Annotated in this window: 15 protein-coding genes; 10 read left to right on the forward strand and 5 right to left on the reverse strand. The window is 60.1% G+C overall.

Annotated features, from left to right (window positions below; translation table 11 throughout):
- The 3 genes from LCF59_RS02415 to LCF59_RS02425 are packed head-to-tail and all read right to left on the reverse strand — an operon-like array spanning window position 1 to window position 2,867.
- The gene (locus tag LCF59_RS02415) at window positions 1-441 is read right to left on the reverse strand and encodes an HPr kinase/phosphorylase (protein ID WP_292285225.1); all 441 of its coding nucleotides are present in this window, start codon (window positions 439-441) and stop codon (window positions 1-3) included.
- A gap of 6 nt (window positions 442-447) precedes the next feature.
- Complete coding sequence (locus LCF59_RS02420; protein ID WP_292285226.1) at window positions 448-2,160, reverse strand: sensor histidine kinase; 1,713 nt, start codon at window positions 2,158-2,160, stop codon at window positions 448-450.
- A gap of 2 nt (window positions 2,161-2,162) precedes the next feature.
- Window positions 2,163-2,867 carry a response regulator transcription factor gene (locus LCF59_RS02425; protein ID WP_292285228.1) on the reverse strand — a complete coding sequence of 235 codons (705 nt, stop codon included), beginning with the start codon at window positions 2,865-2,867 and terminating at the stop codon, window positions 2,163-2,165.
- A 340-nt stretch (window positions 2,868-3,207) separates the two neighbouring features.
- Here LCF59_RS02425 and LCF59_RS02430 point away from each other — a divergent pair, with 340 nt between their 5' ends.
- The 4 genes from LCF59_RS02430 (at window position 3,208) to LCF59_RS02445 (ending at window position 7,697) form a co-directional block, all read left to right on the forward strand.
- A complete protein-coding gene (locus tag LCF59_RS02430) occupies window positions 3,208-4,806 on the forward strand; it encodes a phosphoenolpyruvate carboxykinase (RefSeq protein ID WP_292285230.1) in 1,599 nt (532 codons plus the stop codon).
- A 215-nt stretch (window positions 4,807-5,021) separates the two neighbouring features.
- Entirely contained in the window at window positions 5,022-6,710 is a 1,689-nt protein-coding gene (locus tag LCF59_RS02435) for an acyl-CoA dehydrogenase family protein (protein ID WP_292285232.1), read from the forward strand.
- Window positions 6,711-6,851: 141 nt separating this feature from the next.
- Window positions 6,852-7,187, forward strand: a complete 336-nt coding sequence (locus LCF59_RS02440) for a carboxymuconolactone decarboxylase family protein (RefSeq protein ID WP_292285234.1) — start codon at window positions 6,852-6,854, stop codon at window positions 7,185-7,187.
- A 78-nt stretch (window positions 7,188-7,265) separates the two neighbouring features.
- The gene (locus tag LCF59_RS02445; RefSeq protein WP_292285237.1) at window positions 7,266-7,697 is read left to right on the forward strand and encodes an EF-hand domain-containing protein; all 432 of its coding nucleotides are present in this window, start codon (window positions 7,266-7,268) and stop codon (window positions 7,695-7,697) included.
- A 74-nt stretch (window positions 7,698-7,771) separates the two neighbouring features.
- Here the strand turns inward: LCF59_RS02445 and LCF59_RS02450 are convergent, their stop codons facing one another.
- On the reverse strand, window positions 7,772-10,276 hold the full coding sequence (locus tag LCF59_RS02450; protein ID WP_292285238.1) for an FAD-dependent oxidoreductase: 2,505 nt from the start codon (window positions 10,274-10,276) through the stop codon (window positions 7,772-7,774).
- Window positions 10,277-10,386: 110 nt separating this feature from the next.
- The gene (locus tag LCF59_RS02455) at window positions 10,387-10,845 is read right to left on the reverse strand and encodes a hypothetical protein (RefSeq protein ID WP_292285240.1); all 459 of its coding nucleotides are present in this window, start codon (window positions 10,843-10,845) and stop codon (window positions 10,387-10,389) included.
- 333 nt (window positions 10,846-11,178) lie between these two features.
- Here LCF59_RS02455 and LCF59_RS02460 point away from each other — a divergent pair, with 333 nt between their 5' ends.
- The 6 genes from LCF59_RS02460 to LCF59_RS02485 are packed head-to-tail and all read left to right on the forward strand — an operon-like array spanning window position 11,179 to window position 17,732.
- Complete coding sequence (locus tag LCF59_RS02460) at window positions 11,179-12,225, forward strand: rod shape-determining protein (protein ID WP_292285242.1); 1,047 nt, start codon at window positions 11,179-11,181, stop codon at window positions 12,223-12,225.
- A 29-nt stretch (window positions 12,226-12,254) separates the two neighbouring features.
- On the forward strand, window positions 12,255-13,181 hold the full coding sequence (gene mreC, locus LCF59_RS02465) for a rod shape-determining protein MreC (RefSeq protein WP_292285244.1): 927 nt from the start codon (window positions 12,255-12,257) through the stop codon (window positions 13,179-13,181).
- Between the two features lie 29 nt (window positions 13,182-13,210).
- Entirely contained in the window at window positions 13,211-13,717 is a 507-nt protein-coding gene (locus LCF59_RS02470) for a rod shape-determining protein MreD (RefSeq protein WP_292285246.1), read from the forward strand.
- Window positions 13,714-15,657 (forward strand): penicillin-binding protein 2, encoded by a 1,944-nt coding sequence (gene mrdA, locus LCF59_RS02475; RefSeq protein WP_292285248.1) that lies wholly within the window; start codon window positions 13,714-13,716, stop codon window positions 15,655-15,657. The genes LCF59_RS02470 and mrdA overlap by 4 nt, the downstream gene beginning before the upstream one ends.
- On the forward strand, window positions 15,654-16,793 hold the full coding sequence (gene rodA, locus LCF59_RS02480; protein WP_292285250.1) for a rod shape-determining protein RodA: 1,140 nt from the start codon (window positions 15,654-15,656) through the stop codon (window positions 16,791-16,793). The genes mrdA and rodA overlap by 4 nt, the downstream gene beginning before the upstream one ends.
- A gap of 3 nt (window positions 16,794-16,796) precedes the next feature.
- Window positions 16,797-17,732: a glyoxylate/hydroxypyruvate reductase A gene (locus tag LCF59_RS02485; RefSeq protein ID WP_292285252.1), complete on the forward strand. Its 936-nt coding sequence runs from the start codon at window positions 16,797-16,799 to the stop codon at window positions 17,730-17,732.
- Window positions 17,733-17,738 lie beyond the last annotated feature (6 nt).

The following is a 17,738-nucleotide window of genomic DNA, read 5'->3' on the forward strand; positions in this document are numbered from 1 at the left end:
TCACGACGGGCCAACAGACCGCCCGTCACTGCGTAAATATTGCAAAACCGCGGCGGGGAAATGCTGCGTTTCGACTTTGTGAAGCAAAGGAAATGTTTTCGTGAAGTAAGTGATGATCCGATCAGGCGGCAGGCGGCGGGTTTCGGTCTGGTCCATATCGATGACCAGACGCAATGACGCGGGTGACTGATGATCGGCATGCAGCAGCCCGACACCTCGCGCCTCGATCAGACCGCGCAGGGTGTCCGGGCATGACAGCAGAACCCTATCCGTATCCAGGGTCAGAAGCACCCGGTCATCCGCCACAAGCGTGGCTCCTCGGGCCATCATTTCGAGCGCAAGTGAAGATTTCCCGGACCCGGACGCGCCGATCATCAGCGCCGCGCCGCCATGCAGCGCCACTGCGGTGGCGTGCAGGCTTTGGGTGTCTGCGTCAGACATTGTCCGTCACAGTGGCAGCCCCACCACGAAGCGCGCGCCCAAAGGCTCGGAGGTGGCGTCGGCTTCGGTCGGGCGGATGTTTTCGGCCCAGATCACCCCGCCATGCGCCTCGACGATCTGTTTCGAGATCGCGAGGCCAAGGCCGGAATTGTTGCCGAATTCGGTTTCCGGACGCTGCGAATAGAAGCGTTTGAAGATTTTGGTAAGCGCCTGATCCGGGATACCGGGACCCGTATCCTCGACCACGATCAAAACCCGGTTTTCGCGGCGGCGCGCCCAGAGCCGGATGGCATCGCCGTCTTCGCAAAAGCTGATTGCATTGGTGATCAGGTTGACGAAAACCTGAGCGAGCCGCGCTTCGAGCCCGTGTACATGGACCTGTTGTTCGGGCAGATCCGAGATGAATTCGACCCCTCGGCGCTTGGCATCTTCACCAAGGAACTGGCCAATATTGTTGAGCATCTCCAGAAGGTTGAACTCGGCCTCTTCCTCCTTGACCAACTCGCTATCCAGCCGGGAGGCGTTGGAAATATCGCTGACAAGGCGATCGAGGCGGCGCACATCGTGGTCGATAACGTCCAGAAGGCGTTCCACCTGATCCTGCTTGCGCGCAACGCGCAGCGTGCCGACGGCCGAACGCAGAGACGCCAGCGGATTCTTGATCTCATGTGCAACATCAGCGGCGAATTGTTCGTTTGCGTCGATCCTGTCGTAGAGCGCGGCAACCATTCCGCGCAGAGCCCCTGACAAGCGGCCGATTTCGTCGGGCCGGGCGGTCAGGTCGGGGATGCGGATGCGTCCGGACGAAACATTGCGCCGATTTCGATCCCGGCCCACCTCCGCTGCGTCCGCCAGGTTGGAGATCGGGTTGGAAATGGTCGAGGCCAGAACAAGGCTGAGACCGATGGACACCAGCGTCGCGATGACGAACATCTGCAAGACATTTTCGCGTTCCTGCCGCACGGCAGCATCGATTTCAGGCGCGTAGCTGACCAGCGCAACGGTTCCCGCCACGCCGCTTTGAACCTCGATCGGGGAGAAGGCGGTGAAGATCGTGGCGCCATTCGGGCCTTCGGACCGTTCAACGCGCGTCTGAGACGGTTCCGTTGCTTCGATCTGGCGGCGCAGGATGTCTTCGAGGCTGAGCGAGGGCGACACAGTGGGCGCGCCAAAGACCGAAGATACGCTGCTCCAGACTGTCAGCAGGAAATCCGAAATGACCGTTGGCTTTTCAGTTGATGCAGCGTCCTGGACCCCAGCATCCTCATCGACCTCGCCGACGAGGAAGCGGGCCGCGTCGAAGATGAACACATGCAGGCCCGGACGCATTTCCAGGTTGTCCAGAGTGCGAGACACATCCACGCCTTCGCCTGTGGCAAGATTGACGCTGGGCGCATCGATCGTTCGGGCCTCGAACACATCGGCGATGAGCTCCGCCTCGATCCGGACGTATTCGGCCTTTTGTTCGGCCAGCGTGTCGCGAGAGGAATTGAGGAAGAGAATGCCTGCAACAAGGAAGTTGAGGGCAACGAGGTTGAACGTGATGATCTTGCGCGTCAGCGGAGAGCGGTTGAGAGAAAAGATGCCACGCTTTTCCTGGCTGTTGCGGACCTCGGACTCAACATTCTTGTCGGGGGCGATCCAATCGTCCCCGAGCACAACGTCCGCATCTTTCCGCCCCCCGGTCTTATCAGCGGCGACGCCCTCAACCAGTGCCATGGTCACTCTTCGTTGTACCGATATCCGATTCCGTAAAGCGTTTCGATCGCCGAGAATTCATCGTCAACCATGCGCATTTTCTTGCGCAAGCGCTTGATATGACTATCGATTGTGCGATCATCGACATATACCTGATCATCATACGCCACATCCATCAGCTGATCGCGAGATTTGACGAACCCCGGACGCTGGGCAAGGGCCTGCAAAAGCAGAAATTCGGTGACAGTGAGCGATACATCCCGATTTTTCCAAGACACCGCGTGACGCAACGGATCCATGGACAGATTGCCCCGCACCATGAGCTTTGTCTCTTCGACCTCGGTTCCGGCCGCGTCGCCGGCAATGGCATCCTGACGGCGCAGCAGCGCACGGATACGTTCGACCAACAGGCGCTGCGAAAACGGCTTTTTGACATAGTCATCTGCGCCCATGCGTAAGCCCAGCACCTCGTCAATCTCGTCATCCTTGGACGTCAGGAAGATCACGGGCATCTTGGTTTTCTGGCGGACCCGCTGAAGCAGATCCATGCCATCCATGCGCGGCATCTTGATATCGAATACGGCCATATCGGGCATTTTCTTGTTGAATGCATCCAATGCAGCCTGTCCGTCGTTGTAGGTTTCGACCTCGAAACCTTCGGCCTCGAGGGTGATCGCGACCGATGTCAGGATATTCCTGTCATCGTCCACAAGGGCGATTTTCGACATGGAGTGTGTTCCTTGTACTGCTCTTGATTGTATTTTTTGGGCATTATGCGTGCTTTTTTCCTTTGCGCCAATGTAATTTTGCGAATCACATCGCATCCGCGCTGATATTGAGACGGAAAAATCCTTACGGATGGCTAATATGCATCACCAAGCCCGACGTGAGGCTGTGATGGTTGCGCTAAACCGCTTTTGGTTGCGCTAACGGAGCGTTTGCGTCCTGTTCAGCTCTGGAATGCCCATGTTAAGACGCGAAGGCTTTCGATGTTCCGTCGGGAGCAGACCGCATGTGTGCGGCCTTCTACAAAATCGTCGCAAGAGCGTAGCTACAGGAGCTTGGCAAATGACATTTGGACGGGTTAACCCGAAATTCCGGCTGGAAGATCAACAGATCAACGGGCTTGGCAATGTCTATTACAACCTCACGGAGCCCGCTCTGATCGAAGCGGCATTGAAGCGTGATGAAGGCACGCTGGGCAATGGCGGGGCATTCCTTGTCACCACCGGCAAATTCACCGGCCGGTCGCCCAAGGACAAGCATGTGGTCAAGACAGACGGCGTCGCCGACACGATCTGGTGGGACAATAACGCGCCGATGTCGCCCCAAGGGTTCGACGCGCTCTATTCCGATATGCTCGAGCATATGAAAGGGCGCGAGTATTTCGTGCAGGACCTGACCGGCGGCGCGGATCCCAAGACCGCAATCGACGTGCGGTTCATCCAGGAATTGGCGTGGCACAATCTTTTCATTCGCCACATGATGCGCCGGCCCGACCGCGAAGACCTGGACAGCTTTGTGGCCGATTTCACGGTGATCAACTGCCCGTCTTTCCAGGCGGATCCCAAGAAACACGATTGCCGGTCCGAAACCGTGATCGCGATGAACTTCGATCGCAAGCTGATCCTGATCGGAGGCACCGAATACGCCGGTGAAAACAAGAAATCCATCTTCTCGCTTCTCAATTACCTTTTGCCGGAAAAAGGCATCATGCCGATGCATTGTTCAGCCAATCATGCGGTTGGCAACCCGGTGGATACGGCGATCTTTTTCGGTCTGTCCGGCACCGGCAAGACGACGCTGTCGGCCGATCCGAACCGTGTCCTGATCGGAGATGACGAACATGGCTGGTCCGATCGCGGAACCTTCAATTTCGAAGGCGGATGTTATGCCAAGACGATCAATCTTTCGCGCGAAGCGGAACCCGAGATTTACGACACCACGAACAAGTTCGGCACCGTTATCGAAAACATGGTCTTCGATCCCGACACGTTTGAGCTTGATTTCAAGGATGACAGCCTGACCGCCAACATGCGCTGCGCCTACCCGCTGGACTATATCTCGAACGCGTCGGAAACCGCGCTTGGCGGGCATCCCAAGAACATCATCATGCTGACCTGCGATGCCTTTGGCGTCCTGCCCCCGATCTCGCGGCTCACACCTGCGCAGGCGATGTATCATTTCCTGTCGGGCTTCACCTCCAAGGTCGCCGGGACAGAACGCGGCGTGACCGAACCAGAGCCGACTTTCTCGACCTGTTTCGGCGCGCCTTTCATGCCACGTCGCCCCGAAGTGTACGGAAACCTGCTGCGCGAAAAGATCGCGTCGCACGGCGCGACCTGCTGGTTGGTCAATACAGGCTGGACCGGTGGAGCTTACGGGGCCGGGGAACGGATGCCCATCAAGGCAACGCGCGCCCTGCTGACCGCGGCGCTGGACGGTCGCCTAGCCGAAGCCGATTTCCGCAAGGATCCGAATTTCGGATTCGAGGTTCCGGAGAAGGTCGAGGGCGTGCCGGACATGCTGCTTGATCCGCGCCGGACGTGGAACGACAAGGATGCCTATGATGCGCAGGCCGACAAGCTCGTACAGATGTTTGCTGACAACTTTGCGCAGTATGTGCCCTATATCGACGATGACGTGAAAGCCGCCGCAATCGGCTAAGCGGCCTGCGTCGAAAAGTGCTGGGAAAGTCAGGGCGGGCATACCATTTTACCGGGTGTCCGCCCCAAGTGTTTTCTGCACCTGCATCGGATTAGCGCCGCAAGGCAGCACTTCAATGCGAAAGATTGGAACAAATATTAGGTATATTTGGTATTTTTGTTGCGCTGCACCTGCAAAATAGATATCCAGCAGTAAAGCTGAAAAGGACACGATTCATGGCCCATGACGGACAAGACCTGACCCTGACCACCGAAACGATCCTGCCCGACCTGCTGATGCTGACCGCTGCGGCGCTCGACCCCGCAAACGCCATCCTTGATCTGGCCAACACCCGCGTGCGCGACATGGTCGAAACGGATGGTCGCATCTCGGGTACCCTGATCGAGGAAAACCAGACCGCGGCGCACGGGCTGGCATGGCTCGCCACCTACGTGGAATCGCTGCGCCAGATGCAGGATTGGGCCGAACGGCTTGACGCCGATGGCACGTTTGGAGAGGTTGAAAAGCTGATCCACCAGATCGCCTTTGGCGAATACCTGTGGCAGATCTACGGCGGCATCCAGATGAACCAGGGCGAAATCGTCCGGCTTCAGGATATCGGCCTGAGCCAGGACGACATGCGCGCCCTGATGACCCCCGAAGTCATGCAACTCACCAAGGCCGGCAACACACAGGCCGCGCGCCTGCGCCTTGTGAATCTCATGCAGGAGCGTAGCGCAGAGTTGACGGTGGGGGCTTGCGGCCTCGATGAAGAGCTTGAGATGATCCGCGAGCAATTCCGCCGCTTCTCCGTCGACAAGGTCGCGCCATACGCCCAGGAATGGCACCTCAAGGATGAGCTGATCCCGATGGAAATCATCGACGACCTGGCTGAAATGGGTGTGTTCGGGCTGACCATCCCCGAAGACCATGGCGGCCTCGGGATGAGCAAGAATTCCATGTGTGTCGTCTCCGAAGAACTGTCGCGTGGTTATATCGGTGTCGGCTCACTCGGCACCCGGTCCGAAATTGCCGCCGAACTGGTGATCGCCGGCGGCACCGAGGATCAGAAGGCGAAATGGCTACCAGGCCTTGCGTCGGGAGAAATTCTTCCGACGGCCGTTTTCACCGAGCCCAATACCGGCTCTGATCTTGGCAGCCTGCGGACGAAGGCCGTTCAGGACGAGAATGGCGACTGGATCCTGAACGGAAACAAGACGTGGATCACCCATGCCGCTCGAACCCATGTGATGACAGTGCTGGCCCGGACCTTGCCGGACACCGACAATTACAAGGGCCTGTCGATGTTCCTGGCGGAAAAGACTCCCGGCACCGACGAAGCCCCGTGGCAGGATCCGGGGATTTCGGGCGGCGAGATCGAGGTCCTCGGCTATCGCGGGATGAAGGAATACACGCTCAATTTCGATGACTTCAAGGTCAAGGGCGAGAACCTTCTTGGCCTGGAACAGGGCCAGGGCTTCAAGCAATTGATGGAAACCTTCGAGAGCGCCCGCATCCAGACCGCCGCGCGGGCCATCGGCGTGGCGCAATCCGCGCTGGACGAAGGCATGGACTATGCGCGGGATCGCAAGCAGTTCGGAAAGTCGCTCATCAACTTCCCGCGCGTCGCGTCGAAACTGGCGATGATGGCGGTGGAGATCATGGTCGCGCGGCAGCTCACCTATTTTTCAGCCCGCGAAAAAGACGAGGGGCGCCGCTGCGACCTTGAGGCTGGCATGGCCAAACTGCTTGGCGCACGTGTGGCCTGGGCTGCCGCCGACAATTCACTGCAGATCCACGGTGGCAACGGCTTTGCCCTAGAATACAAGATCAGCCGCATCCTGTGTGACGCGCGCATCCTGAACATCTTTGAAGGTGCGGCCGAGATTCAGGCGCAGGTGATCGCGCGACGCTTGCTCGGCTAGAACGCCTCGAAGCACCACCTCTTGAAGGCCGGTAACCAGTCCGGCCTTCTTTTTCGTCTGCGGCGCGGTCGCCTGATCTGCATCAAGGACCGGCGCACGATGGAATGCTCTTGCGAACCAAACACATCGCAGGAGCATGATATGAACTGGAAAGCCAAACTGAACGACACCAAGACACAGTTGAAATCCCTCAACGGTCTCATCCCGAACACCTCTGCCGCCTTTGCGGCGCTAGGCAAAACGGTCAAGACAGATGCGGCACTGAAATTCAAGGAAAAGGAATACGTCGCGCTTGGCATCGCGGTGGCGACACGCTGCGAACCCTGTATCCTGTTCCATGTCGAAGCGCTTGTGCGCCTCGGTGCGACCCGCGAAGAGATCGGCGAGATTCTGGCAACCTGCGTCCAGATGGGGGGCGGCCCGGGCCTGATGTATGCGGGCAAGGCGCTCGAGGTCTACGACGAACTGGTGGCATGATCCTGCGACACTTTGGGGGATGCAGATTACTGGCCTCCCCCATACATATTCCAAGTGCAATATATGAAAGTGACAATCATGTCCAAATCACCTCTTGTCCTCGCGCTGGTTCTGGTCTCGACAAGCGCAATGGCCCAACAGGGCAACCCCGGCGGGCATTTCGTCGAAAACTGGGACATTGACTCGGATGGCCAGGTGACGCTGGCCGAAGCCACCGAACGGCGTGGCGACGTGTTCCTGACATTCGATGCCGATGAAGACGGTGTGCTGACAGCCGAAGAGTATGACCTCTTCGACGAGGCCCGCGCACTGGACATGGCCGAAAACGGGATGGGCAAAGGAGCGGGCAATCGCAACCCGGCCAATGGCATGTTGCGCGAGGTCACGGATGCCGATGGCGATGGCAACGTCACCCGCGACGAATTCCTGAATGCTGTGCCTGCCTGGTTTGCAGGCATGGATCGCAACGGCGACAACGTGGTGACCACAGCCGATTTCGGCCGGGGCTGACGCACAACGCGCGGCAGGGGCGTTTTTCCGTCTACGGAAAACCGGACGCGTTGACGCGTCCGGTTGCGCCTGGGTCATCCGTCCTTGCGGATGGCCTCGTTTTTGGGATCATAGGGGCTGTCCTCGACAACCTCCGCATCCCAAAGCTGATCGAACATCTTGACCTGCAACTTCGTCCCCGGCACCGCCAGGTCCGGCGCCACATAGCCCATGCCGATGGATTTCCCGAAGGTCACGGAATATCCGCCAGATGTCAGGCGCCCGACGCGGGCGTCGCCATTGTAGAGCGCCTCGCGGCCCCAGGGGTCGGCATCCGCAGGCCCATCGATCAGCACCGTGCAGCACTTGGACCGCACACCGGTTTCCTGTAGCGCGGCCTTGCCGTGGAAGTCTTTCGACAGATCAACGAACCTCGGCAGATCGGCTTCCAAGGGCGTCCCATCCCGGCCTAGCTCATGGCCGAAAGCCCGGTAGCTTTTTTCCTGCCGCAGCCAGTTCTGTGCCCGCGCGCCAACAAGCTTCATGCCATGCTTGGCCCCGGCCATCATCAGCAAATCCCACAGGTAATTCTGCATTTCGATCGGATGGTGCAGCTCCCAGCCCAACTCCCCGGTGTAGGCGACGCGGATCGCCTTGACCGGACACATGCCCAACTCGATGTTGCGCACAGACAGCCACGGAAAGCGCTTGTTCGACAATACAGTATCCGGGTTGACATCCTTGATGATCTCCCGCAGAACGTCGCGCGATCCGGGCCCGGCGATGGCGAAGACGCCCCATCTTGTGGTAACGTCCTCTTCTTTGATGCGACCGAACTCGGCCTCTTTGTCAGCGATGGCCTTGTAGAGGAAATCTTCGTCATAGGCATGCAGACCGCCCGAAGAGACAAGGTAGTAGTCCTCCTCGCCTTCGCGCACGATGGTGTACTCCGTGCGCGTCGTGCCGTGACTGGTCAATGCATACGTCAGGTTGATGCGGCCGACCTTGGGCAGCTTGTTGCAGGTGAACCAATCGAGAAAGGCCGTCGCCCCCGGCCCGGTCAGACGGTGCTTGGCGAAGGCGCTGCCGTCGATCAAGCCGACGCCGGAGCGGATCGCTTCGGCTTCGACCTTGGCGTAGTCCCACCAGCCACCGCGACGGAAACTGCGCGCATCGTGATCGAAGGTCTCGGGCGCATCCAGCGGTCCGTAATAGTTCGGACGCTCCCAGCCATTCACGCAGCCGAATTGCGCCCCCAGCGCCTTTTGCCGGTCGTACGCCGGGGCCGTACGAAGCGGACGACAGGCCGGGCGCTCTTCGTCCGGATGGTGCAGGATGTAGACGTGTTCGTAAGCTTCCTCGTTCTTGCGGGCTGCATATTCGGTCGTCATCCAGTCCTGACCAAAGCGGCGCGGGTCCAGGCTGGCCATGTCGATCTCTGCTTCGCCTTCGACCATCAGATCGGCCAGATACTTGCCCGCGCCGCCCGCGGCGGTGATGCCAAAGCTGAACCCCTCGGCCAGCCACATGTTTCGCAGCCCCGGCGCCGGTCCCATCAGTGGATTGCCGTCCGGCGTATAGCAGATCGGGCCATTGAAATCGGCCTTGAGACCGGCCGTTTCGGTCGTCGGAATGCGGTGTATCATCGACATGTATTCTTCCTCGATCCGCTCAAGATCGAGCGGGAAGAGGTCAGCGCGGAAACTGTCGGGGCAGCCGTATTCAAAGCGCGCCGGCGCATTGAACTCGTAGGGTCCCAGCATCCAGCCACCCCGCTCTTCCCGGACATACCACTTGGCATCGGCGTCGCGCAGCACGGGATGTTCGATATTGCCCGCCTCGCGGTACTTGAGCAGCTCGGGATCGGGTTCCGTGATGATATATTGATGCTCCACCGGGATCGCCGGCATCTTGATCCCCAAAAGCTGCGCGATGCGCTGCGAATGGTTGCCGGATGCGGTCACGACATGCTCGGCGCTGACCACGGTCTGCTCATCAGAGGGCACGAGGTTGCCACCTTTTTCCACCATCCTGGTCAGCGTGACGTCCCAATGGTCCCCGGTCCAGGTAAAGGCGTCGGCCTGCCACTTGCGCTCGATCGTGACGCCCCGCTGCCGGGCGCCCTTGGCCATCGCGATGGTCACATCGGCCGGGTTGATATAGCCATCCGTCGGGTGATAGATCGCGCCTTCGAGATCGTCAGTGCGCACCAAGGGCCAGCGTTCCTTGATCTGCGCCGGTGTCATCCACTCGTAGGGCACATCGCAGGTCTCGGCGGTTGTGGCGTAAACCATGTACTCGTCCATCCGCGCCTTGGTCTGGGCCATGCGCAGGTTGCCAACAACGGAAAACCCGGCGTTGAGCCCTGTCTCTTCCTCGAGTGTCTTGTAGAACTTGATCGAGTAGTCGTGGATATGAGTCGTGGCATAGGACATGTTGAAATACGGCAGAAGACCCGCCGAATGCCAGGTTGAACCAGCGGTCAGCTCATCGCGTTCGATCAGCATCACATCCTGCCAACCGGCGCGGGCGAGATGATAGGCAATCGATGTGCCGATGGCGCCACCACCTACTACCAGGGCTTTGACATGCGTTTTCATGGGTGTTCACTCCAGGGCGTTTGACCCCGTGAATACCGTTCGTTCAGCACCGCCGCGAAACCGCTCCGACACGTTGCGGCAGGAAAACGACGCGTCGTCGATTCAGACCCTTAGCGCGCGGCTCGCGCCCGCGGGAAAAGGGATGTTTCCGGCGCAAGCGCGCTTTCCGCCAAGGCCAGTTCGACCTCGGCTGTTGCATTGACGTGCACCACGCCCTCGGCGCCTGCCACGGGTTCGATGGTGCCTTCGGACCCGGTTTCGCCCTGGTTGGCTTCGGCGGCGACACCGGAAGGCACGGCGGAAGGCAGGGGGAGCGTGTCGAGCATGTCAGACGCACCGGCCCATTCGGCGCCAGTTTGCAGCCCGTTCCGCGCAACCTCCAGCCTGGAGAGGACAAATTCCGCCTCGGCGCCATAGCGGTCGAGAACCGACACTGAGTATTGTGCCGTCGAATAGTCGTAGTTGGCCATCTTGGCTTGCCGGGTATAGTCCCAAATGCCGACGATTGCGGCCAGACCGGCTGCGTAGAACCCAAGTTTGAGAATACCTTTTAAAAATTTGACTACCATACAAGTCCTCTGGCCGTTTGAGGTTATTCTGGGTTTGCTTCACGGTCCAAAAGCGGTTGCATCACGGTGTTTCCAAGGCAAAACGTCAATGCGTGATGCCCGTCACGCAAAGACGCGGCTGAATTCGTCAGACCGTTTCGAATGCGATAAAAATTGCAGGCAGATGCCCCGATGTGCGTCCTGCGCAAACAGCCATTGGCACGGTATGGCAGATTCACGCCGTAAACTGCATCCCGCCCCTTTCGCACCTCCGAAACCACACCTATAAGACCCACGGTTTGCGGCCTCATGGAGTCGGAGACCTAAGGCGTATTGGCTTGAGGCAAATCACAGATGTTTGGACTGGACAAATTGCTGGGCATGTTTTCATCGGACATGGCCATCGACCTCGGGACAGCGAATACGCTTGTCTACGTCAAGGGACGCGGGGTCGTCATGTCGGAACCGTCTGTGGTGGCCTACCACATCAAGGATGGACAGAAAAAGGTTCTGGCCGTCGGCGAGGATGCCAAGCTGATGCTGGGCCGAACTCCCGGCAGTATCGAGGCGATCCGTCCGATGCGCGAAGGTGTAATCGCGGATTTCGACGTGGCCGAAGAGATGATCAAGCATTTCATTCGCAAGGTTCACAAACGGTCGACCTTTTCCAAACCCAAGATCATCGTCTGCGTGCCGCATGGCGCGACCCCGGTGGAAAAGCGGGCAATCCGACAGTCGGTGCTGTCGGCTGGCGCGCGCAAGGCGGGGCTGATCGCAGAGCCCATCGCGGCGGCCATTGGCGCGGGCATGCCGATCACGGACCCGACGGGCAACATGGTTGTCGATGTCGGGGGCGGCACCACTGAAGTCGCCGTTCTGTCGCTTGGCGATATCGTTTACGCCCGCTCGGTCCGCGTGGGTGGGGATCGGATGGACGAGGCGATCATCAACTATCTGCGCCGCCAGCAGAACCTGTTGATCGGCGAATCGACCGCCGAACGGATAAAGACCTCCATCGGGACGGCGCGGATGCCCGATGACGGACGTGGATCGTCGATCCAGATCCGGGGGCGCGATTTGCTCAACGGCGTGCCCAAGGAAACCGAGATCAGCCAGGCCCAGGTGGCCGAAGCGCTGAGCGAGCCGGTCCAGGCAATTTGCGAAGCGGTGATGACGGCCCTCGAAGCCACCCCGCCAGACCTTGCCGCCGACATTGTGGATCGCGGTGTCATGCTCACCGGGGGCGGCGCCCTGCTGGGAGACTTGGACCTTGCCCTGCGCGAGCAGACCGGGCTGGCCGTTTCGATTGCCGACGAAAGCCTGAATTGCGTGGCCTTGGGCACCGGCAAGGCACTTGAATACGAAAAGCAGCTGCGCCACGCGATTGACTACGATAGCTGATCTGACCACCCTTTCGGGAAAGGGGAATCGTGGCAAAGAACGGCACGAACAGCGAAGCCTACACAACCCCGCTGCGGCGATTGCTGCTGGCGGCAGTGATCCTGTGCCTTCTGGGCCTCTTTTTCATCTGGCGCATCGACAGCCCACGCGTTGAACGCTTCCGTGCGGCAGTGATCGACAGGGTGTTGCCCAGCTTTGACTGGGCGATGGCGCCGGTGACGGCAACGGTCAACCTGGCCCGTGATTTTCGCAGTTACCAACGGATTTACGAACAAAACCAGGAGCTGCGCCGCGAGCTGCGCCAGATGTCGTCCTGGAAGGAAGCGGCGCTGCAACTGGAACAGGAAAACGCCAAGCTGCGCGATCTGAACAACGTTCGGCTCGATCCGCGCCTGACCTATATCACCGGCGTTGTTCTGGCTGACAGTGGCTCACCATTTCGCCAGTCATTGCTGATAAATGTCGGATCGCGAGACGGAATCGTTGACGGATGGGCCACGATGGATGGGACGGGGCTTGTCGGGCGTGTGTCGGGCGTCGGGGCGAACACCAGCCGTGTGATCATGCTCACCGATGCCACCAGCCGTATTCCCGCGACGATCCAGCCGTCGGGTCAGCGCGCATTGATCGTCGGCGACAACAGCCCGGCGCCGCCCATCGACTTTCTGGAAAACCCCGACCAGGTGCGCCCCGGTGACCGCATCGTAACCTCGGGCGATGGCGACGTATTCCCTCCCGGCTTGTTGATCGGTCAGGTGGCACAAGACCCCGGCGGACGCCTGCGCACGCGTCCTGCGGCTGATTTCGAACGGCTCGAATTCCTGCGCGTTCTGCGGGATCACGGCGCGCGCCGGGTGTCCAACCCGTCCGCCCTGATCCTGCCGGAAACGCCTCCGACTGCGGCCCCCACCACAGAACCCGATGTCGACGCAACAACGTCAGAGCGTGAAAACTGATGGATCCCGGCCTGCTGAAGACCTGGGGCATGCGTCTGCTGTTCGTGTTTCTGGCCCTGATCATCCAGTTTTTCCATTTGTTGCCGCTGAACCCGGCACCCAGCCAATGGGCCGGACCGGATGTTCTGGTGGCCATCATCTTTGCATGGTCCGTCCGGCGGCCCGATTACGTGCCGATGCTGTTGGTCGCCTTGGTGATGCTGATGGCGGACATGATGCTGCAACGCCCTCCCGGCCTGTGGGCCGTCCTGGTGGTTTGTGCGGCGGAATGGCTCAAATCTCGCGAGCGGCGACAGCGCGAATCGACTTTTGTCCTTGAATGGCTCACCTTCGCAAGTACCTTGGTGGTGATCACCATGATCTATCGCGCAGTGACAATGCTCCTGATGCCTTCGCCAGGTGTATTAGGTCTGAGCCTTGTGCAGCTGCTCATGACCATTGCGATTTACCCGGTGGTCGTCGCGGTATCCTATGCGCTTTTGGGCGTAAGGCGCGCCGCGCCAGGTGACGTGGACAGATTTGGCAAACCGATATGAGACGATCACCAAAGGATTCAGCCGAAAGCGTCCGCCGGATTTCCCGCCGCGGTGTCATCCTTGGCGGGGTACAGCTTGCCTTTTCGGCGGCCCTCGGTCTGCGGATGCAGCATCTTCAGGTCGATCAGGCGGATGAATTCCGCCTTCTCGCCGAAGAGAACCGCATCAACATCCGCCTGATCCCTCCCACCCGTGGCCAGATCTTCGACCGCAATGGCATGATCCTTGCCGCAAACGAACTGTCCTACCGGATCACCATGGTCAAGGAGGACGCCGGCAATGTCGACGACGTGATCGCGCGGCTGTCGTCGCTGGTGGAACTGGACGAGGGCGAGCTGAACCGCGCGCTGACGGAGATGCAGCGCAGCGCGCCGTTCCTGCCGGTCACCGTGGCCGAGCGTGTGACATGGGAGGATATCAGCCGTGTCGCGGTGAATGCCCCGGCCCTGCCCGGTGTGACACCGGAGGTCGGCCTGTCTCGGGTCTATCCCCGCCGCCGGGATTTTGCCCACGTCGTCGGCTATGTCGGCCCGGTCAGCGACCGTGACCTTGCACGATATGAAGCCCCTGATCCGGTGCTGCGCATTCCCCGGTTCCAAATTGGCAAAGTCGGGATAGAGGCGCGCCACGAAGAGGTATTGCGGGGTCGTGCCGGGGCCAAGCATGTCGAGGTAAACGCCGTTGGCCGTGTCATGCGCGAACTTGGTCGCCGCGAAGGCGCGCCCGGCGCAGACCTTCAGCTGACCGTCGACAGCAGGCTGCAAGCCTATATTCAAGCCCGGCTGGGCGACGAAAGCGCCTCGGTCGTGGTGATGGATGTCACCAATGGCGATCTGCTCGGGATTGCCTCTTCGCCCTCCTACGATCCGAACGAGTTCGTGCGCGGGATCTCGGTTTCGGACTACGGCGAATTGCGCGACAATGATCACCGTCCGCTGGCCTCGAAGACGGTTCAGGATGCCTATCCGCCCGGATCGACCTTCAAGATGGTCACGGCACTGGCCGCAATGGATGCCGGCGTGGTCGCCCCCGATGAAACCGTTTGGTGCCCCGGTCACATGGAGGTCGGTGGTCGCCGGTTCCATTGCTGGAAACGGGCAGGCCACGGGCACATGGACCTTGAAGAATCGCTGCGGGAAAGTTGCGATGTCTATTTTTACGACCTCGCCCTGAAAGTCGGGATCGAACGGATATCGCAGACCGCGCGGCGGCTCGGGCTGGGCCAGGCCTTTGGCATCGGCATGTCCGCTGTGACCAATGGCCTGATGCCCGACAAGGACTGGAAAAAGCGCGAGCGCGGGGCTGGCTGGGTGATCGGCGATACGGTGAATGCCGCCATTGGACAGGGCTTTGTCCTGACCTCGCCGCTGCAGCTTGCGGTGATGGCCGCGCGCCTGTCCAATGGCAAGGCGGTTGTTCCGCGCCTGGTGCGCAGTGTCGATGGCGTCACGCCGCCAGCACAGGAAGGCGAGGCGTTGGGGTTCAACGAAAACCACCTGCGCCAGATCAGGCGTGCGATGTTCTCTGTGAGCAACAACCGCCGGGGCACGGCCTATAGTTCCCGTATCATCGATGAAGCATACCGGATGGCGGGCAAGACCGGCACCAGCCAAGTGCGCAACATCACCGCCGCCGAACGTGCGCGCGGCGTGACCCGCAACGAGGATCTGCCATGGAATCGCCGGGACCACGCGCTCTTCGTGAACTATGCGCCTTACGATAATCCCAGGATCGCCGTTTCGGTGGTTGTCGAACATGGTGGCGGCGGGTCCGCCGCAGCCGCACCGATTGCGCGCGATGTGACTTTGCAGGCACTCTACGGCGACAGCCCACCGCTCGAGGCCTACCCTGCCAAGGATCGCGAACGCATCCGCACCCAGCAGGACCGCCTGCAGCAGGTCCTTCGCGCCAACGATCCGGAGGGGTGGAGCCGGGCATGAGTTATCTTGAATACACCGTCAAGAGCGTCCCGGCAGGCTGGCGCAAGATGCTGTTCATCAACTGGCCGCTCGTGCTTCTTCTCACGGCCGTCGCGGGTGTCGGCCTTTTGATGCTGTACTCGGTTGCAGGCGGGTCCATGAGCCCTTGGGCCGAGCCGCAGATGAAACGCTACGCGCTGGGTCTGGCGGTCATGTTCGTCGTGGCGATGGTGCCGATCTGGTTCTGGCGCAATATGTCCGTCATGGCCTATCTGATCGCGCTGGCCTTGCTGGTGGCGGTGGAATTCATCGGATCTGTCGGCATGGGCGCCCAGCGCTGGATCGACCTTGGCTTCATGCGGCTGCAACCCTCGGAGCTGATGAAGATCGCGATGGTGATGGTCCTCGCCGCCTATTACGATTGGCTGCCAATGAAGAAAACGTCGCACCCCTTCTGGGTGCTGATCCCGATCTTCATCATTCTTTTGCCCACCTTCCTGGTCCTGACCCAACCGGATCTCGGCACCGCCATCCTGCTGATCATGGGCGGTGGTCTCATGATGTTCCTGGCCGGTGTGCATTGGGCCTATTTCGGCAGCGTCATTGCCGCTGGTTTGGCCGGCCTGTACACGATCTTTCTCAGCCGAGGGACGGAGTGGCAATTGCTCAAGGACTACCAGTTCCGCCGGATCGATACGTTTCTCGACCCAAGCACGGATCCACTGGGCGCGGGCTATCACATCACGCAGGCCAAGATCGCTATGGGGTCCGGCGGCTGGACCGGGCGCGGTTTCATGCAGGGCACGCAATCGCGGCTCAACTTCCTGCCGGAAAAACACACAGACTTCATCTTCAACACGCTGGCCGAGGAATTCGGCTTCGTCGGGGGCATATCCTTGCTGTTCCTGTATGTGCTGATCCTGGTGTTCTGCATCATATCGGCACTGAAAAACCGTGACCGGTATTCATCTCTGCTGATCCTAGGGATTGGCGTCACGTTCTTTTTGTTCTTTGCCGTCAACATGTCGATGGTGATGGGTCTGGCGCCGGTGGTCGGCGTGCCCTTGCCGCTGGTCAGCTATGGTGGATCGGCGATGCTGGTCTTGATGATCGCGTTCGGCCTTGTACAAAGCGCACATATTCACCGTCCGAGGTAACCCATGTCCGTCAATATTCTTTTCGCCGCCCACAAGGACCGCTGGGCGCAATACGAAACGCCCCTGCGCCGCGCTCTGGACGCGATCGGAATCGACTATGCGCTGTCCACCGACATGGAGCCTGGCGGGGTCGATTACATCGTCTATGCGCCCAATTCCGACGTGCAGGATTTTACACCCTACAAACGACTCAAGGCCGTTCTGAACCTCTGGGCAGGTGTGGAAAGCGCGGTGAAAAACCCCACGCTCACAGTGCCGTTTGCGCGCATGGTCGATGACGAGGGGCTGACGCAGGGGATGGTTGAATGGGTCGTCGGCCATACGTTGCGCCATCACCTCGGGATGGATGCGCATATCGTGAACCCGGATTGCGAATGGGCTGCAAAGGCCCCCCCGATCGCTGCCGATCGCCCGGTGGGCCTCCTTGGTCTTGGTGCCTTGGGCACTGCCTGCGGTCAGGCCTTGAGCGATCTGGGGTTTCCCGTGTCCGGCTGGGCGCGGACCCCGAAATCCATCGACGGGATCACCGCGTATCACGGAAAGGACGGGCTACAATCGGTCCTGGAAACCTCCCAGATCCTGATCCTGCTCTTGCCCAGCACACCCGAGACCGAGAACACGATCAATGCCGAGACGCTGGCCCTGATGCCCAAGGGCGCGATCCTCATAAATCCGGGTCGTGGCACATTGATCGAAGATGCCGCGCTTCTCGCGGCGCTCGACAATGGCCGGATCGGCCATGCAACGCTGGACGTTTTCCGCACGGAGCCGCTTCCGGCGGATGATCCCTATTGGACACACCCGAATGTCACGGTCACCCCGCATGTCGCGTCGGAAACCCGCCCGCCCAGCGCGGCACGCGTGATTGCCGAAAACATCCGGCGCGGCGAGGCCGGTGAGCCGTTCTTGCACCTTGTGGATCGCGACGCCGGGTACTAAGTCCGC

The organism is Marivita sp. (assembly GCF_020055675.1).
GTDB lineage: Bacteria > Pseudomonadota > Alphaproteobacteria > Rhodobacterales > Rhodobacteraceae > Marivita.